The sequence below is a fragment of the Promicromonospora sp. Populi genome (assembly GCF_041081105.1).
In the GTDB taxonomy this organism is placed as follows: domain Bacteria; phylum Actinomycetota; class Actinomycetes; order Actinomycetales; family Cellulomonadaceae; genus Promicromonospora.
This window is the reverse complement of the sequence record NZ_CP163528.1, coordinates 3,565,839-3,589,928: the sequence shown is the minus strand read 5'-3', so window position 1 is coordinate 3,589,928 and position 24,090 is coordinate 3,565,839. Positions and strand designations below refer to the sequence as shown.

The window sequence follows — 24,090 nt, the reverse complement described above, 5'->3', positions numbered from 1 at the left end:
TGCGTCTGCTGAGCACAAATGGCAGGTGACGAGTTCGTGTGACATCGGTCTTCCCCGGGTTTTGGCCAACTGTGACGCAGGTCACAGTTGGCCAGAACCAGCGGGCAACAGTGGCGGGCAACACCCCCCGGATGGACTCGGTGCTGACCGGAGGGGGGAACCGCCATGCCTGCACGTACACCAGCACCGGCATCAGGGACGCTGATGCGAGAGCTTGACCATGACTGGGCCGACCTGGTCCGCACGCGGTCGTTCGCACTCGAGATCGGCCGCCTCGTCGCACGGTTCCCGCAGCTCGCGGGGCTCCGCACGGGTGACACCGTCCAGCTCGCCCCCGACGACGCGGACGAGGTGCTGTACGCGCTCATCGTCGAGCACGCGGGCGGCAGCTTCCCCGCCGGGCGCGCGGTGCTGCAGTGCATGCTCCCCGCGGTGCGCAAGATCGTGCGGCGGTCGCGCCGCCACTATCCAGACGTGCAGGACCTCGAGCAGGAGGCCGCCGCCGCCATGTGGGATGCGATCACCCACTACGACCTCGAGCGCAGCAGCCGGGTGGCGATGCGCCTCCAGGGGCACACGCTGACGCGCGTCGTCGGCGACCGGGCCCCGCACGCTCGGGGTGGCCGGGTGAGCCGCGGACCCCAGGTGGCGGAGATCCCCACCGACACGGACACGCTGACCGTCCTCGAACGGCAGACGCCGCCCGAGTCCGGGCCCGAAGTCGTCTACTCGCTCGCGAGCATGTCGCTGGGCCCGACGGGCGAGGTCCTCGACGTCATCGCGTGGGGGCTCGACCGAAACGTCCTGACACGGGACGAGTCAGCACTTCTGGCGCGGTTGTACGCGCCGGACCCCGATCTCCCGGAGTACGCCGAGCTCGGCTCGGGTCGCGGGAACTATCAGCGGCGGGTGGCCCACGAGCTGGGCATCTCGCACGCAGCCTTGCGCCAGCGGGCGAGTCGCGCAGTGCGACGGCTGGCGGAAGCCGTTCAGTCCGGTGGTCTGTCTGGGGGACAACCGGGCGAACGGGACGATGAGGGACGACGACGACCGACGGGCTGAGCACTGGGGGGTGCGTGATGCCCTGAGATCGTCGGAAATCTACTCATCGCGAGAGGGCCCCACCGCCAGCGGGGCCCTCTCGTCCTGTCCGGACACCGCACGATCGCCCGTCAAACGTAAAGATTCTCCGAACGATCTTTACGTGGATCATGCGATGGAATCGCCCTTCTCACGTCCTGACCTGCGAAGTCAACACCACAGGTGTGGTTCCGGTACGTAAGCGGCAGATCGTCTGGGAGTCACTCAATATTCAAGCCATCTCCACAACTTTGCAGTCTCCCTGGCCTAGCGAGCATCCTTAACCCTGATTAGCGTTCAACCTGCCGGGTCCGCCCGCGTGGAAGAGGATTACCTGCGGTGACACTCGTGTGACACCGCAGGAGGCCCTCGAACCGCACGGGTGGGAGCACGGTGAACACGGACGCACGGATGGGGACCTCGATGGGACCCGCCCCGAGGAAACCCGGGGCGGACTCTGCCGACGGGCTCGGAGGAGACGGCACGGTGAGCAGTGGCACCCAGATCGCGAACCAGGACAAGCAGGCCCGGTCCGCGACACAACCCCAGCGACCCGCACCGCCGGGGCCGCTCAAACCGACGCGCGCCCGCCGTCGACCCGCGCTCGTCGCGCTGGGCCTCGCGCTCGTGGCGCTGAGCGTGCTCGCGAGCGTCTACCTGGTCAGCACGCTCGGCCGTACCTATCAGGTGCTCGCGGTCACCAGCGACATCCCACGGGGCACCGCGATCACCGCGAACGACCTCGGGCCCGTGAGCCTCCCGAACGAGCCGACCCTGCTTGAGCCGATCCCGGCCGACCAGGCCGACGAGATGGCGAACAGGATCGCCGCGGTGGACCTCGTTGCGGGCCAGCTCCTCACGCTGGACAGCACCGTCGAGGAGATCGAGCCCGCTGCGGGGCACTCAGTGGTGGGCATCGCGCTCGCGCCGAACCAGATGCCCGGGACCCGGGACCTGGTCGCCGGCGACGCCGTGCGGATCGTCGAGACGCCGGCCACCGGTGGTGAGCCGCCTACAACGGCGCCGTTCGCCATCTCCGCCGTCGTGATCGGTGTCACCGAGTCGCCGCTCGGCGACGGGATGGTCGTCGACGTGGAGGTCACCTCGGCCAACGCTGCCCCGCTCGCGGCCCGCGCCGCGACCGGCCGCGTCGCCATCGTGATCGACGCCGTCGGGGCGGGGTGACTCGTGGCTCTCATTGCTCTCGCCAACGCGAAGGGCTCGCCCGGCACCACGACGGCGGCGCTCGTGCTTGCGCTCCAGTGGCCCCGGCCGGTCCTCCTCGTGGAGGCGGACCTCGCCGGTTCCTCGATCCTGGCCGGGTATTTCCGCGGCCAGCTGCCGCACGACCGCGGCCTGCAGCCCCTCGCGATCGCCCACTCCCATGGTGACCTCGAAGCCGCCTTCTGGGAGCAGACCATTCCATTGGTTCGAAACGATCCGGACCGCAAGCTGCTGCCCGGCATCGTCAGTCCGCACACCGCACCCGCCGTCGCGAACCTCTGGGGACCGCTCGCCAACCAGCTGGTCGCGCTGGAACGCGGGGGCGTCGACGTCCTGGTCGACCTAGGCCGGCTCGGCACCGGCGGCATCGTGCGCGAAGACCGCGAGCCCATCGTCCGGCTCGCGGACCAGGTGCTGATCACCACCGGCTCGCGCCTGCCCGACATCGCGGTGACCCGCGAGCTCGTCAAGTCCCGCACCTCGCTGGTCGACGCCGCGGCGCGCGAGCTCACCAACCTCACCGTCCTGACCGTCGGCCCCGGCCGGCCGTACGACGCGGCCGAGATCTCGCGGACCCTCGGCCTGGGCACCGTTGGCTCGCTGGCCTGGGACCCGGTGAACGCCGAGGTGCTGTCCGTGGGCTCGCCCGCGGGCCGCCGCTACCCGACGTCCGCGCTCGTGCGCTCGGCCGGTCCCGTCATCTCACGGATCCAGGACCGGATCGAGAAGCGGCGCAGCCGGTTCTCCACCGGTCCGCGCGACGGCGGGCCCGGCCCGCAGGCCGGACCCGGCCCGCGCCGCGGGCCCGACCACGCGGGTACCGGCCCGCGATCCGCGCAGCCGGTCGCACCGTGGCGCGGCGACGCCGGGAGAGCCTCATGAGCACGCCTGACTTCCCCGACCTCTCCTCGCTGCCGATCTTCCACGAGGCGGACGACCAGGCGCCCGCCGCGCCGCGCCGCGCGCCCGTCGTCGGGGCACAGCCCCGGACTGCCGACGGCGCCGCCCCGACGCAGCAGTCCTGGGCCGTACCCGTGGAACAGGGCACCGGCACGGCACGCCATGCCAGCGCCGGGACCCGCACCGCCGCGCCAGTGCGGACCCCCGACGGCAGGGTCCAGCCACCGGGGAGCGGCGCCTCGCCGTGGGTCGGCGCCGTGGCCAGGGCGGGCCGTGAGTACCACGGCCAGCCGGGCAACCCGCGCCTGCGCGACTCCGAGTTCTGGCGCCAGGTCAACAGCCTGCGCGGCGAGGTGTCCTCACGGCTGACGACGGCGCTCGCGGCCCGCGAGCTGGACGAGGAGCAGCGCGAGGCGCTCGGCCAGGAGCTGATCCAGCAGGTGGTGCGCGACCACAACGACGCCCTGCTCTCCGGCGGCCAGCGGAACTGGACCACCGAGTACCAGGTCGAGGTGACGCGCGCGCTGTTCGACGCTCTGTTCCGGCTGGGCCGGCTGCAGCCGCTCATCGACACCCCCGACGTGGAGAACATCGAGATCACGGGGACCGCGCCCGTGCTCATGCTGATGGGCGACGGCCGCCGTACCTACGCGGAGCCCATCGCGGACTCCGACGCCGAGCTCATCGACTTCCTCCAGTTCCTCGCGGCGCGCGACCCCGCGAACGAGCGGTCGTTCACACGCGCTAACCCGTTCCTCAACCTGGACCTGCCGGGTCGCGTGCGCCTCGCCGCCGTCGGCTGGGTGGTGCCGTGGCCGCGCGTCACTATCCGCCTGCAGCGCCTGCAGTCGGTGGACCTGGAGCTGCTGCGCCGGAACGACACCATCGACACGGTGCTGGTCGAGTTCCTGACGGCGGCGGTGCGAGCGCGCAAGTCGATTGTCGTCTCCGGGCAGGGCCAGGGCAGCGGTAAAACGACCCTTTTGCGGGCTTTGTGCGCTGGCCTTGATCCCTGGGAGTCCATCGCCACCATCGAGACGGACTACGAGCTCTACCTGCACCTCGAACCCGAGAAGCACAAGCGGGTGGTGGCGCTGCGCACGCGCGAGGGCTCCGGTGAGATGAACACGTCGGGACGGCGCGTGGGCGAGATCAATACGAACGTCAACGTCTACGAGTCGCTGCGGCACAACATCTCCCGCGTCATCGTGGGTGAGGTGCGCGGCCCCGAGATCGTGTCCATGTTCCAGGCGATGCAGATGGGCAACGGCTCGTTGTCCACGGTGCACGCCGACGGCGCGCGCGACGTCGTCGAACGCCTGGTCGGTATGGCAGTGCAGGACTCCACGCTGTCGGAGACCTATGCGTACCGGCAGGTGGCGCAGTCGGTCGACCTCATCGTCTTCCTCCGGGTCGACGTCGGAGCCGACGGCCTCCGCCGCCGGTACCTCTCCGAGGTGATCGAGGTGACGCGCGGCGAGGCCGGCAACCCGGTGGCGATCACCGACGTCTTTGAGCCCGGGCCGAACGGGCGCGCGGTGCCCAACGTCACGCCGTCGTTCCTCGCCGACCTGGAGGCTGAGGGCTTCGACGCGAGCCTGCTGAACTACCGGGACGGGCTCTGGGGGACGCCATGATCACGCTGATCGCGGTGCTGACCGGGCTCGGTCTGGGCCTCGGGGTGTGGTTCGTCATCGTCGGCGCGCAGAAGTACGAGCCGACGCCGAAGCCGGTGCGCACCACCCCGCCCTTCCACGGGCTGCTCCGCCTGCTCGGCCTGACCAAGGGTGGGCCGCTGTATCCGCAGCGCAAGGTGCTGGGGGTCGGCGCGGCGGCGGGCCTTGTCATCGGCATCCTGACCGGCTGGTGGTCGCTCGTGCTGATCGTGCCGGTGCTGATCGTCGGCCTGCCGTCGCTGTTCCGCACCACCACGCAGTCCAACGAGGTGGAGAAGCTGACCGACCTGACCGCCTGGGTGCGGTCGCTGATCGGTGTGCTGTCCGGCGGCGCCGTCGGGCTGGAGCAGGGGATCGCCGCGACCCTGCACAGCGCCGCGCCTTCCGTGCGGCCCTCGCTCGCGCGGCTGGTGGCGCGCCTGGAGGCGCGCCAGCCCATCAAGCCCGCGCTCTACCGGTGGGCCGAGGAGATGAACGACTACTCGGCGGACATGATCGCCTCGGCGATGATCCTCGAGTCGGACAACCGCACCGGAGCCGTGGCGCCCGCGCTCCGGCAGCTCGCCGAGTCCCTGTCCGCGCAGGCCAAGGCCCGGCGCGAGATCGAGACCGAGCGCTCCACCGGCCGCGCGACGGTGCGCTGGGTGACGATCGTGACGCTCCTGGTGCTGGGGGCCACGGCGATGTCCGGCTACCTGAGTGGCTATGACTCGCCGCTGGGCCAGGTCATCGCGGTGATCCTGTTCTGCGCGTATGTGGTCTGCCTGCTGTGGATGCGCAAGATCAGCCTGGGGCAGCCGATCCCGCGGTTCCTGCCCGACGAGCGGAGGGCCTGACATGTGGCCCTGGGCGGTGGGTTTCGGAGCGGTGGCCGGGTTCGGCCTGTTCCTCGTCGTGCGCGAGCTTCTTCCGTCGACGCCGCGGCTCCAGTCCGCGCTGGACCGGCTGAGCGGCGACGACAAGGTGGAGCCCATCACCGTGTCCGCCGGCGGCGAGCTCACCTCTACCCAGCGATACACGCAGGTGTTCGGCGCGTGGGCGCAGCGCCGGCTGCCCGTCAGGTTGCTGGGCCGGTGGGGCCCCACCCGGGCGGACCTCGACCTCATCGGCAAGACGGCGACCGACCACTACGGCGAGAAGGCGCTCGGCGCGGTTATCGCCCTGGTCGCGGTGCCGTTCCTGGGACTGTGCGTGGGGCTGCTGAACCTAGGCATGCCGGTAGGGGTGCCGCTGGGGGCATCGATCATCTTCGCCCTCGGCGCCTGGTTCCTGCCCGACCTCGACGCGCGGACGAAGGCCCGGCGCGCCCGGCAGGAGTTCTCCCGCGCCGTGTCGACGTACCTGGAGCTGCTCGCCATCGAGCGCATCTCCGGTGCGGGCGCCACGCAGGCCACGTTCGCCGCGGCGCAGGTCGCCGGGTCGTGGCCGTTCCGGCGGATCGCCGAGGCGCTCGAACGGGGTCGCTGGGAGGGTCAGGCGCCGTGGGTGGCGCTGCGCGAGCTCGGCGAAGAGGTGGGGGTGGACGCGCTCGGCGAGGTTGCCGCCATCGTGGAGCTCGCGGGTACGCAGGGCTCGGCGATCCACGACCAGCTGCAGTCCAAGGCGGCGGCAATGCGCGACGCGCAGCTCGACGTCGAGCAGCAGATCGCGCACGACGCGACCGTGCGGATGACGGTGCCTGGGACGTTGACAGTTTTTGTGTACTTTCTGATGCTTATCTTCCCAATCGGGGTCACTATGTTTCAGACCGCCCCTTGATCCGGCCCGCCCCCTGTGGCATGCGGATGTCACACGAGCCGCGTCCTACCCATTTGTTGAAGTCGACAGCACCCCAGGAGTCACCATGAACCAGCACCTGAGCCAAGGCCGGACGGCGGCGGCGCGCGCCACCGCCCGTGCCGCACTGCGCCTCGACGCTGCTCGCGGCCGAGTCGACACCCTGAACACCCGGTTCGCCGAGCGCTCGGCCGAGCTACGTCGCCGGCTTGCCGCCGGCCGCGCGGGCGAGCCGGACGAGGCGGGGCTGGAGTCCATCGAGATCGTTGTGCTGTCTGTAATTGGCCTGGGTATCGCCATCGCGCTCGGGGCCGCGATCCAGGGCCTCGTCGAGCGATATATGTCGCAGCTCGGGGGATGACGCATGGACGAACGCGGCGCCGCCTCTCTCCAGACCGTCATCACCTACCCGATAGTCCTCATGCTCATCTTCGCGATGGTGCAGGGCATGCTCTACTTCCACGCGCAGAACACTGCCCAGTCCGTCGCTAACGGCGCGGTCCAGGCGGCGCGGGTCGAGGGCGGCAGCCTTGAGGCGGGGTACGCGGAGGCGGCGGAGCGGCTCGCGCGCGGGGGCGACGCGTTCGCATCGGTCAACGTGTCGGTGACCCGCGGGCAAGATACGGCGACCGCGCGCGTCGTCGGGCTGGCGCCGTCGATCGTCCCGGGGTTCCGCGGGCTGCGGATCGAGCAGTCGGCCACGGGGCCCGTCGAGCGGTTCACATCGGCAGTGGTGGGGCCATGAGGTCCGACGGCGAGCACGGGAGGCCCGATCGCGAGCGCGGGAACGTCGCGATCAACACCGTCGTGATCTTTCCCATGCTGCTGCTGATCGGGCTGCTCCTGGTGATGGCGGGGCGGCTCGTGCTGGCCGAGGGTGTGGTGCAGTCGGCGGCGAACGAGGCCGCGCGGGCGGCGTCGATCAGCCGGACGGCCAGCGTGGCCGGGGCGCAGGCGACGTCGACCGCGACCTCGACGCTGGTGAACTCCGGGGTGCGCTGTGCGCAGACGTCGGTCATGCCGGCGACTGACGCGTTCGCTCTGCCGCTCGGGACCGTCGGGACCATCACGGTGCGCGTCGAGTGCGTGGTGCCGTTGAGTGATCTCGGCCTGCCGGGCGCGCCCGGCTCACGGACCATCAGCGCTACGGGGACGTCGGTGCTCGACGCCTATCGGGGGCGGTCATGACCAGGGGGATCATGCGGATGTGGCTGCGGACGAGGCGGGCGCCGTCGGGCGTTCGTAGGGTGCGGGAACGGGGCGACATAAACATCCTCGCGGCGGGCATGGTGCCCGCGCTGATCATCGCCATCGGCCTGGTGGTCGACGGCGGCGGGCGGCTGCAGGCCGAGGACGAGGCCGAGTACGCCGCCGATCAGGCGGCGCGAGCCGCCGCGCAGCAGATCCGGATCGACCGCGCGCAGCTGGGACTGCCTCCCGAGGTGGATCCCGCGCGCGCGACGCAGGCCGCCGCCGACACCCTCGACGCGCTGGGCGTGCAGGGTGGCGTGACCGCGGTCAACGGCGCCACCGTCAGCGTGGGTACCCAGGTCACGTACGAGACCACGTTCCTGACACTGATCGGGATCAGCTCGCTCGACGTCTCGGCCGATGCCGAGGCGCGAGCGGTCCGCGGGATAGGACAGGAGGAATCCTGATGAGCACCTCGACAGCCCAGGGTCGTTCGGTGGCCGGTGGGTCCGGCGCGCCACGACGAGGCACTGGCGCACGTGTGGTGAGAGGACTGGGCGCGGCACTGCTGCTGATCGCGCTCGTCGTCGGGATCCCGATCGGTCTGTGGCTGCTCGGCGGGCCGGTCTGGACCGGCCCTGTCAGCCTGGACCGGGTCATCATGACGCTGACCAGTCCGGACGTGACTGGTTCCGTGCTGCTCGGGCTCGTCAAGGTCGTCGGCTGGATCGCGTGGCTCACGTTCGCGATCGCCGTTGTGATCGAGGTGATCGCGGCGCTGCGCGGACGCCATTCGCCGCACGTGCGGGGGCTCGGGGCGCAGCAGCGTGCCGCGGCCGTGCTCGTCGGCGCGGTGATCACGATGCTGGTCGCGGCGCCTTCGGTCGCGCCCGCGATGGCTGCGACCACGCCCGTCGAGTTGGCCGAGACCGGGACCGTGGTGTCCGCGCCGGTCTCGCCGGGTGCCGGTGTGTCGGCTGGCGTCTCCGCCGCTGCGGAGACGACCGGGCGCGCCGGAGCCGACGAGGCGCCGTCGGCCACCTACACCGTGCAGCCGGGCGACTCCCTGTGGCGGATCGCCGAGCAGACCCTGGGCGACGGCGCGCGGTTCAAGCAGATCGCCGACCTCAACTACGGCGTACCACAGCCCGACGGCGGTGCGCTCGACGCCGGGAACTGGATCGAGCCGGGCTGGGTGCTGAGGCTGCCGGCCGGGGCCACGGGCGGATCGGTCGAGGTGACGCCCACCTCGACCGACGATCCCATCGGGATCGCGCCGTCGAAGAGCCCGGCCGACGAGCCGGCCGACGACGGCACCGTCGACGTCCGCAATCCCGGTGCCGAAGGGTCGAACGACGTCCCGGAGGGTGCCGTCGAGATTGTCATCGAGTCCGGCGACACCCTGTGGGACATCGCCGAGGAGGAACTCGGCGAAGGGATCCAGTACCCGGAGATCTACGAGGCGTCGCGCAACACGGAACAGCCTGGTGGAATGCGGCTCACCGATCCCGACTACATCCTTCCGGGCTGGACCGTGACGGTCCCGGGTGCGGCCGAGGCGACGCCGGAGCCCGGAACCGATGAAGCCCCTGCCGATGACGCCCCCGCCGATGACGCCTCGTCGGGCGCCGAGGAGCCCTCGGCCGAGCCGAGCGCGACCCCCGATGCCTCTCCGAGCGGGTCTTCCGACCCGACGCCGGACGACGGCGCTTCGGAGGCGGGCGCGACGCCGTCCGCCACGCCATCCACCGAGGTGACGCCCGAGGGCGCCGTCGAGGTCGATCCGGACGACGTCGGGGAACCGGGCGGCTCGGGGAACGATGTGGTGGAGGAGGGATCGGGCGACCAGCCCTCCGACGAGCAGCCTGCCGGGGAGGCCCCCTCCGCGGCGGAGCCGAACCGCGTCGGGCAGAACGCGCCGCCCAAGGAGTCCGACTCCGAACAGGACAGTGCCAACACGAGCGACCCCGCGGACGCCGGGACCGGCACGGCCGGGCTCAGCACCCAGGATCCCGCTCCCGAGGAGACGGCGGAGGGGATCCTCGTTCCGCAGGCGCCGCCCGCGCCCCGGGATGCGCCGGAGCCCCTGTACGACGAGGTCACACCCGAGGACCTCCAGAACGACCCGAACCTGGAGCCGGACGAGCCAGCATCGCAGGGCGGCGGGCCGGACGAGTCCATTCCCGGGGAGGGGCTGATCGCCGACGAGCTCTTCGGGCAAAGCCTTATGCCGCAGGGCGAGCCGGAGGAGCCGGCTGCGGAGGAGACGTCGTCGGGCAGCGGGACTACCTCGGGCAGCGCTCCGGAGTCTGAGGTGGCCGGGACTGACGCGACTGGGACCGACGTGACCGGCACCGCCGTCGGCGGCGTGCTGACCGAGGAGGTGCTGCCTGACGAGATCGACGGCGACGACCCGGTCGTCGGGGAGGGCGCTCCTGAGGTTGCCATCGAGTCGTCTGCGGCGGTGGGAGTTGAGCCTGACGCCGCTGCAAGTGCCGGGCCGGTTGCCGGGCCGGTTGCCGCGGCGGGTGCGAGCACCGCGGGCGTCGGCATCATGGGCGCCAGCGTGGCGAGCGTTGCGAGTGCGAGCATCGCGGGCGCTGCGGACGTTGTCGGCGCGGCGAGCGGGGGCGAAGAGTCCCTGCTCGACTCGGCCACCGACGTCGTATCAGATGTCGTGTCCGACATCGGCGACGAGCTCGAGGAGTCGGTCGGGATCCGCACGGCGGCCGGGATCGGCGCGCTGCTCGCGGCGGGGCTGATCGCGCTGGTTGCCGTGAAGCGGCTCCGCGCGCGCAAGGGTCGTGAGCCCGGCGAGACCGTCGTCGTACCAGGGCCGGACACTCCGGCGGGCGCGCTCGAACGTGATCTGCGGACCGTCGAGGACCCGTTCGGTCGCAGCCAGGTCGACCGCGCGCTGCGCAGCCTCGCGCAGTGGCACCGCGAACGTGACCTGCCGCTGCCGGGAGTGCGCATCGCGCGGCTGAAGAGCGGCGAGTTCGTCGAGCTCTACCTCGACCGTCCCGCCGACCTGCCTGAACCCTGGGCCAGCACCACCGACAGGTTCGTGTGGCAGCTCGCGGCCGGCGACGCCGAGGACGCGTCGCGGGTCGGTTCGGTCGCCGGTCCGGCCGAGTCGGTCGGGATCGAGGCCGACGGCGAGGCGCCCTACCCGGCGCTGGTCACCGTCGGCCACGACGACGAGGACACGCACCTCATGCTCGATCTCGAGAACCTCGCGTGCCTCGACATCCGCGGCACGGACGCCGATGCGCAGGCCACGCTCGCGGCGCTCGCGATCGAGCTGGCCACCAGCCTCTGGGCGGACGACCTGCAGGTCACCGTCGTCGGCGCGCTCGGCGAGCTGCCGGGTGTGGTCGACACCGGCCGGGTGCGGCACGTCGCCAGCCTGGCGGGGATCATCCGCGAGCTCGAGGCCCGCGCCGACGACGTCGACCGGACGCTCGCCCAGGTCGGTGCCACGTCCGTCGCCGACGCGCGCGGCCGGGGGCTGGCGACCGACGCCTGGACGCCAGAGATCCTGCTCGTCGGTGAGCGGCTCGGCCTCGCCGAGCGCGCCAAGCTGGAGAGCCTGGTCGAACGGGTGCCCGGGGTGGGGATCGCGGCGGTGACCTCCAGCGCGGAGGTCGGCGACTGGGTGCTCGACCTGACCGGCGAGCTCACCAACGGCGACACCACACGCGGCATCCTCACGCCCGCCTATGTCGCCGTGCGTCCGCAACAGCTCGACGCCGCTACCTACGCGCAAGCCCTGGCCTTGCTGGCCGAACCCGAGACCGCGCCCGGCCCCACGTGGAGCCGGTCGATCGATCGCACCGAACCGACGCTGGAGGAGATCCCGATGGACGTTGTCCGCGCTGGTGCCGCGGATTCGGACGTCGGGGGCGGCCATGCGGATGGTCTTGCGCCGACGCCGGGCTACGTCTCTGGGCCGTCGGGTGGTTCGACTGCGCCGGTTGCGGTTCCTGCGGGCTTCGCCCCGTGGGCGACGGCCGCCGTGAGTGTCGCGACACCGCCGCTGGGTACGCCGGTTGTCTCGGGGGTCGACGTCGGATCGCGGGTCGCGCCTGCCGAGGTCACCGCTCCTGTTGTGCGCGTGCTGGGGAGCGTGGAGCTCGCCGGGACGACCGGCGTCGAGCTGCCGACAACGCACCAGCGGCAGGCGACCGAGCTGATCGCGTTCCTCGCGTTCCACCCGGGTTCGCGCGGGTCGGACATCTCGAAGGCGCTGTGGCCGTCCCGTGAGCCGAATCTCGCGACCCGCCGGTCCGCCGTCTCGCGCGCCCGACGCTGGCTGGGCACCGACCCGTCCGGCCACGAGCACCTGCCGCGCTACTGGTCCACGGACGACGGCGGCCAGGCCGACCTCGAGTCCGCCGGCTACCGGCTGCGTGGGGTCCGGACCGACTGGCACCTGTTCTGCGACCTGGTCGGCCCCGACCTCTCGCAGACGCCGACGCCGGACCTGCTCGCCGCGCTGGACATGGTGCGCGGGCGACCGTTCGAGGGTGTGCCGCTGCGCAAGTACGCGTGGGCGGAGCAGCTGATGCACACGATCTCGTCGGGCGTGGTCGACGTCTCCCACGAGGTGGCGCGCCGCGCGCTGCTGGCGGGCGACGTGGCGATGGCCCGGCACGCCTCGCAGGTGGGGCGGCTCGCCGACCCCGTGGACGAGCGGTCCTGGCGCAACGGCATCCGCGCGGAGATCGCCTCCGGGCGGCGGGACGCGGTGGGCCGCCTCGTGGACCGGCTGCGGGACCACCTGGAGCAGCTCTCCATGGAGCCCGAGCCCGACACCGAGGAGCTGCTGGCCCAGGTGGACGAGCAGGAGCGGCGTCGGGAGCGTAGCGGGCGCTGAGCTCGGCCGACCGCGCCGGCGGAGACAGGTATTCGGTGGGATGTGTTGCGGTGCGTAGACAACGTCGATGCACCGCAACACATCTCTTATGTGCCGTCGGCTTGTGTGCGTTCAGTCGAACCCACCGGGTCCCGGGATCGGCGCGAGGTCGATGGCGAAGCTGTCGACGTCCTCACCGGTGAGGCGCGCGAGCAGCGTGCGCAGGGCGGTTTCGGCGTCGTCCAGGAACGTGGCCTGGGTGACTGCCCCGGGGACGCCGATCGCGCGCAGCGTCCAGTGCCTCTCGTCGCGGTACGCGACCGCGGTGTACCTGTTCACGAGGGTCTCGGTCTCTGCGTGGGTGCGGCCGGCTCGACGGCGGTGTGGTGAGATGTCATGGCACCAGTGTGTAGAGCAATCTCACGATCCGCCACTCAATGCGCATAAAAGATACCGATAGGTGTGGATGGCGATCGTTCGCGCACGATGTTCCGCGCTGAGCGCCTGGCGGAGCCTCCCTTGGGCCAGGTTTTCCACAGGGCCCACTTTCCGGATCACAGGGGCCCGGCTAGCGTTTTTATCGGCCGTTGCGGATACGCAACGGTGGGGTCTGAGCGGCGGGGGATGCGGATGAGCGACGTGGTGATGCGCACGGTGGGGCTGGTCGTCGCGGCGGGCCTGGTGTTGTCGGCTTGCACGGGCCCGACGCCGGATCCCGACGCCTCTGGCTCCGCGACCGGCGATCCGACGCCGACGGCGTCTGCGAGCCCGTCCGTGTCCTCGTCGCTGCCGGCGAAGCCGGAGCGGCCGGCCGCGATGGACCGCGACGACGCGGAGGGGGCGGCGGTTGCGGCGGAGTACTTCATCGAGCTCTACCCGTACGTGATGGCGACGGGGGACACGGAGGAGTTCGAGGCGATGTCGCACCAGGCGTGCGGGTTCTGCGAGGAAGCGCTTGAGCAGGCCAACGAGATCGATGAGGAGGGCTGGGCATACGCGGGCGGTGAGTCGTCGCTGTCAGTGACGCAGGTCTACATGCGCGACGAAGTCACTGGGATCTACCCGCTGGACACCGAGATCTCACAGGCACCTTCTCGGATCACAGGACCTAACGGGGACGAGATCTACTCCGTTGAATCCAAGAGATTCGATCGCAGGGTCGAGATGGGGACTAGGGACGGTGAATGGGTGGTCGTTACAGTCGCCCCGATTCCAGGAGCCGACCAATGATCGGCGTGACGTCGCTCGTTCTGGCAGTCGCCCTGGCGACCCCGCCAGGAGGTCTGGGTGATATTGAGGGGCAAAGCGACCAGGACACGGTCCGAGTGTCGGCCGAGTTGCCGCCGCGACCCGCACCTGTAGAACCTGGAGCGATTACACGATCATCGGCTGCGTCGCCCGCGCCACCCATACGCCAATGGCGCGTCACTCCCGCCTTGTGCTTCCTGCGGGACCTCAGCGGCGCCACCGCACTCGCCGACTCCTGCGATGAGGGCCATCAGCTCGCCTACGCCGGAATCGAGTGCGAGGAAGACGAGCAGGCGGTGGGCGCCCTCTTCGAGCAGCGCCGCGAGTCCGGCGAGTGGACCGACGCTGAGCTCGTCGAAGCCGAGTCCTGCCTCGCCGAGCAGCGCCAACAGATCGACATCCCGGCTGCCGCCGCGCGTGCTTTCCAGGAGATGCAGATCACTCCATCGGAGGTGATCGTGCAGCCGCCGAACGGATGGACACTCGTCAACGTCGACACCATCGCGTACACCGATCGGGATCCCCGAACGATAAGCACAGAGCTGTTCGGCATCCCGGTCGATATCAAGGCGGTCCCGAGCAGCTACTCCTGGGATTTCGGCGACGATTCAGCGCCCCTGGCCACAACCGATCCAGGTGCCCCGTACCCGGCACACACCATCGCTCACGCCTACGCGAAGACGGGCGTGGCGACCATCTCGCTCACGACGACCTGGCACGGCCAGTTCCGTTTGGCCGGCGACCCCACCTGGCGGGACGTGCCGGGAGAGGCGACCACGGTGTCGTCGTCCGACAGCCTGGAGATCCTTGAAGCGCGGGCTCGGTTGGTGGAGGACCTGTACGGCGGTTGATCCTGCCGGAAGCCAAATGACCATGCGGTTGCTGCCAGGGCCAAGTCCGGACTGGCAGCAACCGCATGGTCAGTCGCGCCCGGTCATCAGGGCGCGGGATCCATGGCGTCGGTGGAGTCGAGACAGCGGTCGATCATGGCGGTGAGCTCGATGGAGAGCGGCAGCTCAGTCTGTTCGGTGGGAGAGAGTCCGTCGTAGAGCGTGATGGCGATGGGTCCGGCCTCCTGGTCGGCCGCGGCATCAGTACAGAGCAGTACGCCGACGGTCGCACCGTGGGCTTCGGGGACGCGGACCAGGTCGTCCACGAGGTCCAGGGTGTAGCGGGCACGCGCGACGAGGGCGGGGTCGAACCTGCCGACCTGGACCTGGATGGCGATGTAGCGCATCTGAGTGACGTGGAAGAGCAGCAGATCGACGGTGTAGTCGCGGTCGTCCTCGGTGATTCGTATGTGCCGGTCGACCATGCACATGCGCCGGTTCGGCACGGCCAGCAGGTCCTCGAGATGGTCCACCACGATGCCCGTGAACGTGCGTCGGATGGAGTCGACGAGTTCGCCAATGAGATCCTCGAATCCCTCGGGCTGGAAGTCGATGCTCCGGAACATGCTCATCGTCCACCGCCCTTACGGCTGGGCTTATGTGGGGGTGTGTGAAGGCTCATACGGCAAGCCTGTAGAGGGATTGCGGCATCCGCCACCCGAGTTGCGTATACGCAACGAAACCACATGAGGCTAGGCGGTCGTGAGGCCAGACCATGACAGGACCGTGGACCGTCGTTGTCATACGTTGGCGGGATGTTGTGAATTATCACGGAAGCACCTTGCCGAGAAGACGGATGTGGCGCACCCTTGGTTTCGGTCGTGTTCACTGAGTTCTGCCCGAAGTTGAGGGAGTTGCCGATGGTCTCGTCCGCCATCACGCCCACGCGCACCATCGCCGTCCTCATCGGGGTCGCGATCATTGCGGTGGCCGGGTTCGCGGCCGTGCGGTCGGGAGTGTTCGAGCCGGACAGCCTCCAAGGAGCGATCCCCGGCCCGGGTTCATCGTCGCCCTCGGTCTCCGCATCGGAGAGCCCCTCGACCCCGCCGGCTCCGTCAGCTTCACCGTCGCCGACGACGCCCGAGCAGATCAGGGCGAAGAACATCGCGGACGCAAAGGCGCGCCTCGTGGAGTACTACGAGACGACGGCGCAGGTGGCGAACAACGGCTACGAGGACTGGGAGGACGAACTTGATCCGTTCTGGGGCCACCCGGACGTCTGGGTTCCTCTCGCTACGTCGTACACGGACCTTGCCGAGCAGGGGCAGTACACGACGGGTGCGGCCTCAGTCGAGGAGATGGTAGTTACTGGCTACCAGGCATCGGACGTCGGCAACGAGGAAGTGCATCTCGATGCGTGCGTTGACTTTCGCGAGGTGCGCAACTTCGCGCGCGACGGTGAATCGATTCCTCGTTCCGATGGTGCACCCGTCCGCTATAGGTTCGATTATGTGATGCGGCATCAGGGGTTTGACAGCATCTGGACCGTCAACGAGCAAGTGCCTCACCCGGAGCAAGCATGTTGAGGTCTACGACTAGACGGACGTTCGGACGATCCTTCGCTTCTCTAGGGTTCGCTCTTATAACGGTGCTCGCTGTGCTCGTTCCAGTTACGAGTGCAGCCGCAGATGAGTGCACTCCCACCACTCTTCCCGACGGCGTCGTAGTCCCCTGCGTAGATGACGGTGGCGGGGACGGCGGTGGCGGGGATGAGGATGGCGGCGGCAACGGCGGCCCTCAGACGTGTGAGCGTTTCGGTGAGGAGGTGCCTTGCTCGACTGAGTACGGCACTTGGAATGGCCGCTGCTATGTGCGCAACGCAAGTCCGCAGCCTCCTGCTGGCGACCCGGCGTGGGAAGGCCATCTACCAGGAGACGGAATCGTTCTTGAGTGCACCACCCCTGCTTGCGCAGAAGCTGGTGGCAATCTCGAGAACTGCCCGGGGCACTCGTACTACTGGTCTGCCACTCCAGCTGCGCCAGGCCCTTCAGCGGAGCAACTCGCGCAGGAAGCCTTGGCGGCGATGCAGCTCACCATGGGCCAGATTGGCTCCACCCCACCATCGTCCACCGGCGCGCCTAGTTCGGTCGGAACCATCGGACTTCCTATCTGGCTCTGGATCGCCAATCCCGCGCTGAACACGACCGGCCCAATCACAAGCTCTCCTCCGCCCGTGGGAGGCCTCAGCGTCACGGCCACGGGCACGCTTGATCGTGTCGAGTGGACATTGACCACTGAGAACGGCGCCACGGTAGGTGCAATTTCGTGTGATGGCCCCAACGCACCAGGCACGCCATACGACGGCCGCAATAGCGCGGAGCCGTCGCCCACCTGTGGATTCGGTGCCGATCTGAACAACAGTGCAGGCAACCTGACTCTGACCGGAACGTCGCACTGGATCGTCGAGTGGCAGAGCACCAATGGAGAGTCCGGCCAGATTCTCTTTACGTCCCTGCCTAACAGCACCCAGATCCAGATCGGTGAGCTCCAGGCGCTTGTACGAGGCTGATGCGCCCCAGGCTGTGTCATGGATCACGTGCCAGAAAACGCAGACCCTGCGCTACTACGAGCGCGGAGGGCTACTGATCGGCCTCAACGTCTCTGCGAGTAACGGCTGTCGGCTACGGCACGTCGCGGAGCGCCGGGGGCTTGTCAGCCATGCTTCCGCGGGCGACATCAACCCTGAAACTGGCGCCGCTGGTCGCAGGAGTCTTCACTGCCACCGCGTAGTCGGTCATCGCCCGACCGAACGCCTCAAGGGCATGGCGCTCGAGTAGAGGTAGTCCTGCGGTGTAGCGGCTGCTTACTGTATATGACGGAGCGTCGCCGCGATCGAGTACGAACTCTGCGGCACCAGCAAACTTGTCCAGATACTTGAGACGTCGATTGACGAACGCGTCATCCACATCGAAGTGCGAGAGCCGGTCGAGCGGAAGGGTTCGACCAAGCTCGGGCTCGTTAAGGCGGGACCAGGCATACTCAATGTATGGCGAGGTTGCAGTTGTCGGGATGACATCGCGATAGAGGGCCAGACTGGTTCGCTTGAGAATCCGTTGGATATGGAGAGAGCCCGACTGATCGGTAAGAGGTGCTATCGGCTTGGGGATCCACACGAGATTTGGCATGAAGGAGTAGAGCCAGGGGTCAGCTCCTGCAATGTAGCCGTCGCCAAGTAGCCGCCAGATATGGCAGGCGGTGAAACCACGGCCCTTACTGAGTGCGCGTCCCGCATATCGATGACCCGGTGTGGTGGTGATGTTCAGCGGAAGCGGAAGCTTCTTGATGATCGAATTGTCGTCGCGGAAGTATCCGTCTTGGCGGGGCGCCCCCCAGCTTTCTGGGCCCCGGTCGTACCGAGCCGAGCGATCGCGGATGCACCACGGAGTCATCGTGGGCAGCCTCGCGTATCCAGACGGAGACCACCAGACGCCTAGGCGGATGATGAGCTCTTCGGTCAGCCAAGTGAAGGGTGCTCTGGGCGTAGTCTCTGAATCCTCGCTGGCGAGACCACTTGCGAGGAAGCGGTAGAGCCCGGTGCCGCGAGGTGCTCGTGCAGCGAGCGGAGACACCCCTGACAAGAGGTCAAGCTCACGTTCGAGCTCGACCCCAGCATCGATGCCTGCCACGAAGGCTCCTGACCTCGGCTGTTGCGTATACGCAACAGCCAGCATAGATGCAGGTCAGCGGGATGTCAGTGGCGTCGGGAAGAATGCGCCACATGACCCTGACGTCCTAGGGCGAGCCTCATAGGGAGACCCTGTCGAGTGCGAGAGACTCTGACGTCGGGCCGGAGGATCGGTCGTAAGAGAGGCAAGGGATGAGCGAGCTGACTGTCGTTGAGATCTGTGCGGGTGCTGGCGGTCAGTCCCTGGGACTGGAGTTGGCCGGCTTCGAGCATCGGCTCGCAGTTGAGCTGGACGAGAATGCGGCGGCGACTCTAAGGGAGAACCGGCCTAGTTGGGATGTGCGGGTTGGTGACGTGGCCGACGTCGAGGTCTGGAACCCGGACGAGTTCAAGGGAGTTGACCTCCTGGCGGGCGGCGTTCCGTGTCCGCCGTTTTCCATCGCCGGCAAACAGCTTGGAGCGAACGACGAGCGAGACCTGTTTGCCTGGGCCGTGGAGCTTGCCGGTCGGATGCAGCCCCGTGCGCTGCTGCTTGAGAACGTCCGAGGTCTGTCGATGCCCCGCTTCGCAGCGTATCGCCAGCATGTCAAAGACCGCCTGAGTGAACTCGGGTACTGGTCGGACTGGAAGCTCCTTGAGGCTCGGAACTTCGGCGTGCCCCAGCTTCGGCCGCGATTCGTCCTTGTGGCGCTCCGCTCCGACGAGGCCCAGTGGTTTGAGTGGCCCGAGGAAGAGCAGACTGAAATGACAGTTGGCCAGGCACTTTACGAGATGATGGCGGCCAACGGCTGGTCGGGCGCGGAACTGTGGGCGAAGCGTGCCAGCAGAATTGCCCCGACGATTGTCGGCGGTTCGAAGAAGCATGGTGGGGCCGATCTCGGGCCGACACGTGCCAAGGCCGCCTGGCGAGAGTTCGGCGTCGACGCCAAGGGCGTCGCGGACGGAGCGCCTGGCGCGGACTTTCCCGTCGACTTCGTTCCAAGGTTGACCACCGAGATGGTGGCTCGCATCCAGGGCTGGCAGGTGGGTTCGGAGTACGACTGGACCTTCACGGGGCGGAAGACGACTCGCTACAGGCAGATCGGCAACGCGTTCCCCCCGCCGGTGGCACGCGCTGTGGGGGAGTCGATCGCGCGTGCCCTGCTCAAGACGGGCGAGAGGAAAGACCGGTCGAGCCTTGAGGCAGAGGTCATGCATGATGCGATCTACGCGGCGCTCAAGGCCGCCACGACGCCATTGACCGCGCAGCAAATTATGCGTGAGGCCGGTGGTCGAATTGAGGCGCGTGAGTTCGAGCGGCGGATGGCGATGCTCGCTCGTGATTTCGTGATCGAGGAGTCCGATTCAGATAGCACCCGTTCGTACCAGCTCATGGGCTTCAAGGGGTTTGTTGGGCAGGATGACCACGAGAGGCATGCCGTGTTCGCGGAGACGCGCGCTCGGATCAGCTGAGCTCGGCGACATCCTTTTTGGGGAGCTGCGGCGCGGGCTCGGCGACATACTCGTCGGGCCGCGCTCGCCGCCATCGACGACCTTCGATCATGATCCCTTCCGACGTTTCGCTCGGTGCTACACGCGTTGACACATACTCGTCAAGAAGCGGCACCGGAAGCTCCAGCTTCTCAGCCAGATGCCGGTGGTATGAGCCGCTGAAGATGAGATAGCCTTCGGGCTGGAGAGATGAACGAGATCCGCCGTTGTAGCGAACACGCTTCTGCGCGTCAAGCTGTGAACTCACCGTAGCGACTGCGTTGCGGTGGACGATCATGCCCTCGGCGCGCCTGAACAGCTCGTCAGTGCGCCTCGTGCCGTGTCTGCTTTCGAAGATCTTGTCGACGTCGCTCGACGGGAGCTGAAGCAGAACGTTTGGGCGCAATTCCGCGTTGCGCCAAAGCCACCGGATTGACTGTCGTCCGAACTCGTTGAGTTGACTCTTTTTGTCCCGGTTGGTGGCTTCCCGGCGGACTTCTTGCGTGACTCGGATGAGGCCGAGGGACCAGACAGCCTTCTCATCACTGCCCGTCGCGACAAGGGCGATCTCGCCGAAAACTTCGGGGGGAGCATCCAGCCGCCCAGAGTCTGGCTCCATTTGGCGTCGACCTGATGGCCCGAGATCCGGTAGTCGGTTGTGTTGCCACCTTCAAACAAGAACTGGCGCTGCGCGTTTATCTCGAAGAGCGTTCCGAAGTGGGTCTTCTCGGTCTTCATGAGCTGGTCCCAGCGGTACCGCATTGTTTCCTGGCCGTTGTAGATCATGTCGTACGTGTGCCGGATGACCTTGGCCCAGCGTTCGCCTCGAGGGTCGGCGCGCAGAAGTGTGTCTGCGACTTCTTCGAGTGCCTGGTCAGGGGTCTGCGTGAAGATGTCGAACGGCTGAGTCACGGTGGGACTGTAGCGTGGTCTGCGATGACGAACCTGTTGAACACGAGCACATGATGGTCGGGATCGAGGTTCCGGCAGCGGTCGATGGGTCCTGGGCAGTCTCGCCTGGGCGCCGACGGAACATGCAGGCGAATCGCAGTCGTGACACAGGCCCCGAACTGGCCCTGAGGAAGCTCTTGCACGCCAGAGGTTTGCGGTACCGGATCGCTGCACGACCGCTTCCGGCCCTACGTCGTACGGTGGACCTCGTGTTCCGTCGGGCGAGGGTCGCAGTGTTCATGGACGGTTGCTACTGGCATGGCTGCCCCGAGCACTACCGGGTTCCCAAGCAGCATACGGGCTATTGGTCGGTCAAGATCGCGACGAACGTCGAGCGGGACCGCGACACAGACACGCGGCTGCTAGAGGCCGGCTGGACGGTGCTCCGATTCTGGGAACACGAGGATCCGGAAGAATGCGCCCAGACAGCTTGGGAGGCGGTTCACCGCGCAATTGCGCGCGCCGAGCCGACGTAATTCCGCTGAATATTATTGCGCATACTGCGTAGCCAACTTGATCGGGGTCGCTCACGTTGGCACTTCTCTCAATATCCGTATAGGGGAAGTGCCGCCCGAGTCGAGAATTGAACTAATTATCGTCGATTCTGGACTCGATCTCCTTGCGGTGTTGGCGTGTGCGGCGAAGCTGTTCGCGAATTGTCCCCTGACCCCACGGTTGCGCGTGAACGAGCCTGTAATGTGAGATGACTCGCCTATTTCCGAATGTGGACTTTACGTTTTCGATTATCCAGCCAAGCTCTCGCAGTTCGCGGAGACGCTTCTGCCAGTCCTCCTGAAACGCCTTATGGGACGCGACGATTCCCAGAAGTTCTCCAGGGACAAGTTCACCGTGGAATGCTTTCAGGAGTTCCCCGATGCGCCCCTGTGGTTCTGGGTGCGCCATAGCCGCACGAATCTTGTCCGCGTGTTGATCGTAGGTCGCGAACCATGCTTGTTTCCCTCCGTTGCATTCTGTGCACAGCGGCTGGAGGTTCTCAATGTCGTTCGTGCCACCCCAAGACTGTGGGGTTTTGTGGTCCACTGCTAGTTCCACGTTGTGCTCAAGAGGCGTGCGACCGCACATCGCGCACCGCTGCGGTGCCAGGACCCGCGCCCGAACCCCGCCGGAAATCTTGGCAGTTGGCGATTGGGGCACGGTTCGCACCCACCGTTCGAGCTTGTAGCGTGGACCTCGATCACCTTTGTGGCGCACCTTGCGAACTATAAAATGGCGATAGAGCTCTCTGAGGCGCCGATCCACCTGTGCCCTAGCCCCCTCCCCGATATCCGACTGAAGATTCTGATCGAAAACGCGAATCTCCCTCATGGTAGGCGGATCCTCACGCCTAGCATGGAGGTATTCGTAGAGCTGTTGTTGGAGCGTCGAGAGTCCTAGTTCCTGGAGAATAGGGTCGCCAGGATTCGGCAGGGACATCTCGTCGGCGCCGCCGATGCTTTCCGTCGGCGATAGGGCCCGATTGTCGGCACCGCCATGTTGGTTGATGCTCACGGATCTCACCTGTTCACTGGGCACGATCTCATTGAGATCGTCTGACCGGATTCTCTGGTAGCGCCCGCGGGAAGAAAGAACTGTCGGAGAGGCGCTGGAGCTGACGAATACATCCTTGACGCCTAGTGAGTACGCCTACGATCCCTAAGGGCAGTTGCACATGCGCAAAGATGCAGGTCAGCACGCTACGGTTCGGCCGTCGTGGTTGCAAGGCTCGTTGTCCAGCGGTTGGCAGTCACTACCTGGTCTCGACGGGCCCGATCACCATCCCTGCACGCAAGATGGACCCATGGCAACCACCGGCAGCATCGTCCGCGGCATCGGCCAAGTGGCGCTAGGCGCCGCCCTCCTCACCGCGGGCATCGGCCACCTCACCAGGTCGCGCAAGGAATTCCAGGCACAGGTCCCCACGTGGTTCCCGGTCGATCCAGACACGGTTGTGGTCGGTTCCGGCATCGTCGAGATGGGCCTGGGCACTGCACTCGTCGCAACCTGGAGGCAGCCCGCCCGGCGTCGGCTCGGGGTGTTGGCCGCCGCGTTCTTCGTTGCCGTATTCCCCGGGAACATTGCGCAGCTCGTGGAGCACCGGGACGCGTTCGGCCTGGATACCGACCGTAAGCGGGCGCTACGTCTCCTGGGTCAGCCCGTGCTCGTGGCGTGGGCGCTGGCGGCGACGCGCAAGTAGCGCACGTCGTGCAAGCAGGCGGGCTCGACAGAGTCGCTCACTGAGAGCTCGACCACCGGAAGCACGGCCTTCACACCTTGTCGAACATCCCCAGCCCGCTCGCGAACTCCACCAGATCGAACGTCGAGTCGGTCACCAGCGCCGCCCCGACAGCTCGCGCAGCCTCCCCGAAGGTCCCCACGTTCCCGTACAGCACGAACGGCACGCCGGGATCAGCAGCCCGCACCTTCGCCAGCAACTGCAGGCCGGCGTCGGGCACGTCGACGTTGGACTCCCGGCGACCCATGTCCGAGATGATCAGGCCGTACTTGCGCGTCCCCATAAGCCGCAGGGCCTCACCGGTAGTGCGCGCCGTCTCGACCTCCGCGCCGTCACGCCGCCAGGACTCCGCGAGCACCGCGTTGTTCTCGGGGTGGTCGTCGACCCAGAGGATCGACCGCGGCCTCGGGTGGCCTTGCGACGGGTGGGCCGGCGCAGCCGCGCCCGGAGCGGGAGAAGCCGGCACGCTCGGAGCAGGCGGCACGCTCGGCGCAGCCGGCCCGCCGGGAGAAGCGGGCCCGCCCGGGGCCGGCCGCGGAACCCCCCAGGAGCCCGGCTCGGGCGACGGCGTGGCCTCCCTGGGTTCGGCTTCCTCGTGCTCGGGTTCCTCCGGCACGGCAGCCTCGTCCGGGGTCTCGATCGGGGGGAACCAGTCGTTCTCGTCCGTCCGTTGCGAGTACTCGTACGGCGGGCGCGCCCCAGGCAGCAGCCGGTAGCTCGCCCCAGATCCGCTGTCATCCATCCGCCGCTTCAGGGACGCCACCTCGCGCTGCAGGTCGGTGATCATGTCCGACTGCTGGTCCGTCGCCTGCTTGAAGTTGATCCGCTGCCCGCCGATCTCCAGCGTGACGTCGTCGGAGCTGCGGAGCTTCGACAGGAGCTGCCGCCCGAACACCAGCAGCACGACGATCACAAGCAGGGGCCACAGGAGGCTGGCGATTGCACTGATCATGTCGGCCACGGGGCAA

23 protein-coding genes and 1 pseudogene are annotated in these 24,090 nt (G+C 68.0%); 18 read left to right on the top strand and 6 right to left on the bottom strand.

From position 1 onward, the window contains the following. Positions 1-204 precede the first annotated feature (204 nt). The 11 genes from AB1046_RS16255 (at position 205) to AB1046_RS16205 (ending at position 12,726) form a co-directional block, all read left to right on the top strand. The gene (locus AB1046_RS16255) at positions 205-1,062 is read left to right on the top strand and encodes a sigma factor (RefSeq protein ID WP_369370334.1); all 858 of its coding nucleotides are present in this window, start codon (positions 205-207) and stop codon (positions 1,060-1,062) included. A 504-nt stretch (positions 1,063-1,566) separates the two neighbouring features. Further along, positions 1,567-2,265: an SAF domain-containing protein gene (locus AB1046_RS16250; RefSeq protein ID WP_369370333.1), complete on the top strand. Its 699-nt coding sequence runs from the start codon at positions 1,567-1,569 to the stop codon at positions 2,263-2,265. A gap of 3 nt (positions 2,266-2,268) precedes the next feature. Further along, a complete protein-coding gene (locus AB1046_RS16245) occupies positions 2,269-3,186 on the top strand; it encodes a hypothetical protein (RefSeq protein ID WP_369370332.1) in 918 nt (305 codons plus the stop codon). Beyond that, positions 3,183-4,841 carry an ATPase, T2SS/T4P/T4SS family gene (locus AB1046_RS16240; protein WP_369370331.1) on the top strand — a complete coding sequence of 553 codons (1,659 nt, stop codon included), beginning with the start codon at positions 3,183-3,185 and terminating at the stop codon, positions 4,839-4,841. The genes AB1046_RS16245 and AB1046_RS16240 overlap by 4 nt, the downstream gene beginning before the upstream one ends. Then, entirely contained in the window at positions 4,838-5,716 is an 879-nt protein-coding gene (locus AB1046_RS16235) for a type II secretion system F family protein (RefSeq protein WP_369370330.1), read from the top strand. The genes AB1046_RS16240 and AB1046_RS16235 overlap by 4 nt, the downstream gene beginning before the upstream one ends. A gap of 1 nt (position 5,717) precedes the next feature. Next, complete coding sequence (locus tag AB1046_RS16230) at positions 5,718-6,638, top strand: hypothetical protein (protein ID WP_369370329.1); 921 nt, start codon at positions 5,718-5,720, stop codon at positions 6,636-6,638. 85 nt (positions 6,639-6,723) lie between these two features. Then, a complete protein-coding gene (locus AB1046_RS16225; protein ID WP_369370328.1) occupies positions 6,724-7,017 on the top strand; it encodes a hypothetical protein in 294 nt (97 codons plus the stop codon). A 3-nt stretch (positions 7,018-7,020) separates the two neighbouring features. Then, positions 7,021-7,401 (top strand): TadE/TadG family type IV pilus assembly protein, encoded by a 381-nt coding sequence (locus AB1046_RS16220; protein WP_369370327.1) that lies wholly within the window; start codon positions 7,021-7,023, stop codon positions 7,399-7,401. Next, positions 7,398-7,844, top strand: coding sequence for a TadE/TadG family type IV pilus assembly protein (locus AB1046_RS16215; protein ID WP_369370326.1), 447 nt, complete (start codon positions 7,398-7,400; stop codon positions 7,842-7,844). Before AB1046_RS16220 ends, AB1046_RS16215 begins: the two co-directional genes overlap by 4 nt. Further along, positions 7,841-8,314, top strand: coding sequence for a pilus assembly protein TadG-related protein (locus AB1046_RS16210; protein WP_369370325.1), 474 nt, complete (start codon positions 7,841-7,843; stop codon positions 8,312-8,314). The genes AB1046_RS16215 and AB1046_RS16210 overlap by 4 nt, the downstream gene beginning before the upstream one ends. Then, positions 8,314-12,726 (top strand): LysM peptidoglycan-binding domain-containing protein, encoded by a 4,413-nt coding sequence (locus tag AB1046_RS16205; protein ID WP_369370324.1) that lies wholly within the window; start codon positions 8,314-8,316, stop codon positions 12,724-12,726. The genes AB1046_RS16210 and AB1046_RS16205 overlap by 1 nt, the downstream gene beginning before the upstream one ends. Positions 12,727-12,837: 111 nt before the next feature. Here the strand turns inward: AB1046_RS16205 and AB1046_RS16200 are convergent, their stop codons facing one another. Continuing rightward, on the bottom strand, positions 12,838-13,044 hold the full coding sequence (locus tag AB1046_RS16200) for a hypothetical protein (protein ID WP_369370323.1): 207 nt from the start codon (positions 13,042-13,044) through the stop codon (positions 12,838-12,840). Between the two features lie 291 nt (positions 13,045-13,335). Here AB1046_RS16200 and AB1046_RS16195 point away from each other — a divergent pair, with 291 nt between their 5' ends. Then, entirely contained in the window at positions 13,336-13,935 is a 600-nt protein-coding gene (locus AB1046_RS16195; protein WP_369370322.1) for a DUF6318 family protein, read from the top strand. Beyond that, positions 13,932-14,804 carry a hypothetical protein gene (locus tag AB1046_RS16190; RefSeq protein ID WP_369370321.1) on the top strand — a complete coding sequence of 291 codons (873 nt, stop codon included), beginning with the start codon at positions 13,932-13,934 and terminating at the stop codon, positions 14,802-14,804. Before AB1046_RS16195 ends, AB1046_RS16190 begins: the two co-directional genes overlap by 4 nt. A gap of 86 nt (positions 14,805-14,890) precedes the next feature. Here the strand turns inward: AB1046_RS16190 and AB1046_RS16185 are convergent, their stop codons facing one another. Next, entirely contained in the window at positions 14,891-15,415 is a 525-nt protein-coding gene (locus AB1046_RS16185) for a PDDEXK nuclease domain-containing protein (RefSeq protein WP_369370320.1), read from the bottom strand. A gap of 249 nt (positions 15,416-15,664) precedes the next feature. Between AB1046_RS16185 and AB1046_RS16180 the strand changes: the two genes are divergently transcribed. Both AB1046_RS16180 and AB1046_RS16175 read left to right on the top strand, forming a co-directional pair. Continuing rightward, positions 15,665-16,369, top strand: a complete 705-nt coding sequence (locus tag AB1046_RS16180; protein WP_369370319.1) for a hypothetical protein — start codon at positions 15,665-15,667, stop codon at positions 16,367-16,369. Positions 16,370-16,866: 497 nt separating this feature from the next. Continuing rightward, on the top strand, positions 16,867-17,352 hold the full coding sequence (locus AB1046_RS16175; protein WP_369370318.1) for a hypothetical protein: 486 nt from the start codon (positions 16,867-16,869) through the stop codon (positions 17,350-17,352). A 112-nt stretch (positions 17,353-17,464) separates the two neighbouring features. Here AB1046_RS16175 and AB1046_RS16170 read toward each other — a convergent pair whose 3' ends face one another. Continuing rightward, entirely contained in the window at positions 17,465-18,469 is a 1,005-nt protein-coding gene (locus tag AB1046_RS16170) for a hypothetical protein (protein WP_369370317.1), read from the bottom strand. Between the two features lie 191 nt (positions 18,470-18,660). Between AB1046_RS16170 and AB1046_RS16165 the strand changes: the two genes are divergently transcribed. Then, positions 18,661-19,920: a DNA cytosine methyltransferase gene (locus AB1046_RS16165; protein WP_369370316.1), complete on the top strand. Its 1,260-nt coding sequence runs from the start codon at positions 18,661-18,663 to the stop codon at positions 19,918-19,920. On the opposite strand, the pseudogene AB1046_RS16160 reads toward AB1046_RS16165, so the two are convergent. Beyond that, positions 19,913-20,850: pseudogene (locus AB1046_RS16160) on the bottom strand (NaeI family type II restriction endonuclease). The gene AB1046_RS16165 and the pseudogene AB1046_RS16160 overlap by 8 nt on opposite strands. 50 nt (positions 20,851-20,900) lie before the next feature. Here AB1046_RS16160 and AB1046_RS16155 point away from each other — a divergent pair. Next, the gene (locus AB1046_RS16155; RefSeq protein WP_369375745.1) at positions 20,901-21,365 is read left to right on the top strand and encodes a very short patch repair endonuclease; all 465 of its coding nucleotides are present in this window, start codon (positions 20,901-20,903) and stop codon (positions 21,363-21,365) included. Positions 21,366-21,477: 112 nt separating this feature from the next. On the opposite strand, the gene AB1046_RS16150 is transcribed toward AB1046_RS16155, so the two are convergent. After that, a complete protein-coding gene (locus AB1046_RS16150) occupies positions 21,478-22,398 on the bottom strand; it encodes an HNH endonuclease (RefSeq protein ID WP_369370315.1) in 921 nt (306 codons plus the stop codon). Positions 22,399-22,687: 289 nt separating this feature from the next. Here AB1046_RS16150 and AB1046_RS16145 point away from each other — a divergent pair, with 289 nt between their 5' ends. Further along, complete coding sequence (locus tag AB1046_RS16145; protein WP_369370314.1) at positions 22,688-23,083, top strand: hypothetical protein; 396 nt, start codon at positions 22,688-22,690, stop codon at positions 23,081-23,083. A 70-nt stretch (positions 23,084-23,153) separates the two neighbouring features. Here AB1046_RS16145 and AB1046_RS16140 read toward each other — a convergent pair whose 3' ends face one another. After that, positions 23,154-24,083 carry a hypothetical protein gene (locus AB1046_RS16140; RefSeq protein WP_369370313.1) on the bottom strand — a complete coding sequence of 310 codons (930 nt, stop codon included), beginning with the start codon at positions 24,081-24,083 and terminating at the stop codon, positions 23,154-23,156. Positions 24,084-24,090: the final 7 nt, after the last annotated feature.

Bases quoted from the DNA above. Each gene is read 5' to 3' on its own strand.
- AB1046_RS16210 (WP_369370325.1), top strand. From the start codon at position 7,841: ATGACCAGGGGGATCATGCGGATGTGGCTGCGGACGAGGCGGGCGCCG.
- AB1046_RS16215 (WP_369370326.1), top strand. From the start codon at position 7,398: ATGAGGTCCGACGGCGAGCACGGGAGGCCCGATCGCGAGCGCGGGAAC.
- AB1046_RS16185 (WP_369370320.1), bottom strand. From the start codon at position 15,415: ATGAGCATGTTCCGGAGCATCGACTTCCAGCCCGAGGGATTCGAGGAT.
- AB1046_RS16230 (WP_369370329.1), top strand. From the start codon at position 5,718: ATGTGGCCCTGGGCGGTGGGTTTCGGAGCGGTGGCCGGGTTCGGCCTG.
- AB1046_RS16145 (WP_369370314.1), top strand. From the start codon at position 22,688: ATGGCAACCACCGGCAGCATCGTCCGCGGCATCGGCCAAGTGGCGCTA.
- AB1046_RS16205 (WP_369370324.1), top strand. From the start codon at position 8,314: ATGAGCACCTCGACAGCCCAGGGTCGTTCGGTGGCCGGTGGGTCCGGC.
- AB1046_RS16255 (WP_369370334.1), top strand. From the start codon at position 205: ATGCGAGAGCTTGACCATGACTGGGCCGACCTGGTCCGCACGCGGTCG.
- AB1046_RS16220 (WP_369370327.1), top strand. From the start codon at position 7,021: ATGGACGAACGCGGCGCCGCCTCTCTCCAGACCGTCATCACCTACCCG.
- AB1046_RS16240 (WP_369370331.1), top strand. From the start codon at position 3,183: ATGAGCACGCCTGACTTCCCCGACCTCTCCTCGCTGCCGATCTTCCAC.
- AB1046_RS16225 (WP_369370328.1), top strand. From the start codon at position 6,724: ATGAACCAGCACCTGAGCCAAGGCCGGACGGCGGCGGCGCGCGCCACC.
- AB1046_RS16155 (WP_369375745.1), top strand. From the start codon at position 20,901: ATGATGGTCGGGATCGAGGTTCCGGCAGCGGTCGATGGGTCCTGGGCA.
- AB1046_RS16235 (WP_369370330.1), top strand. From the start codon at position 4,838: ATGATCACGCTGATCGCGGTGCTGACCGGGCTCGGTCTGGGCCTCGGG.
- AB1046_RS16195 (WP_369370322.1), top strand. From the start codon at position 13,336: ATGAGCGACGTGGTGATGCGCACGGTGGGGCTGGTCGTCGCGGCGGGC.
- AB1046_RS16190 (WP_369370321.1), top strand. From the start codon at position 13,932: ATGATCGGCGTGACGTCGCTCGTTCTGGCAGTCGCCCTGGCGACCCCG.
- AB1046_RS16165 (WP_369370316.1), top strand. From the start codon at position 18,661: ATGAGCGAGCTGACTGTCGTTGAGATCTGTGCGGGTGCTGGCGGTCAG.
- AB1046_RS16175 (WP_369370318.1), top strand. From the start codon at position 16,867: ATGCAGCTCACCATGGGCCAGATTGGCTCCACCCCACCATCGTCCACC.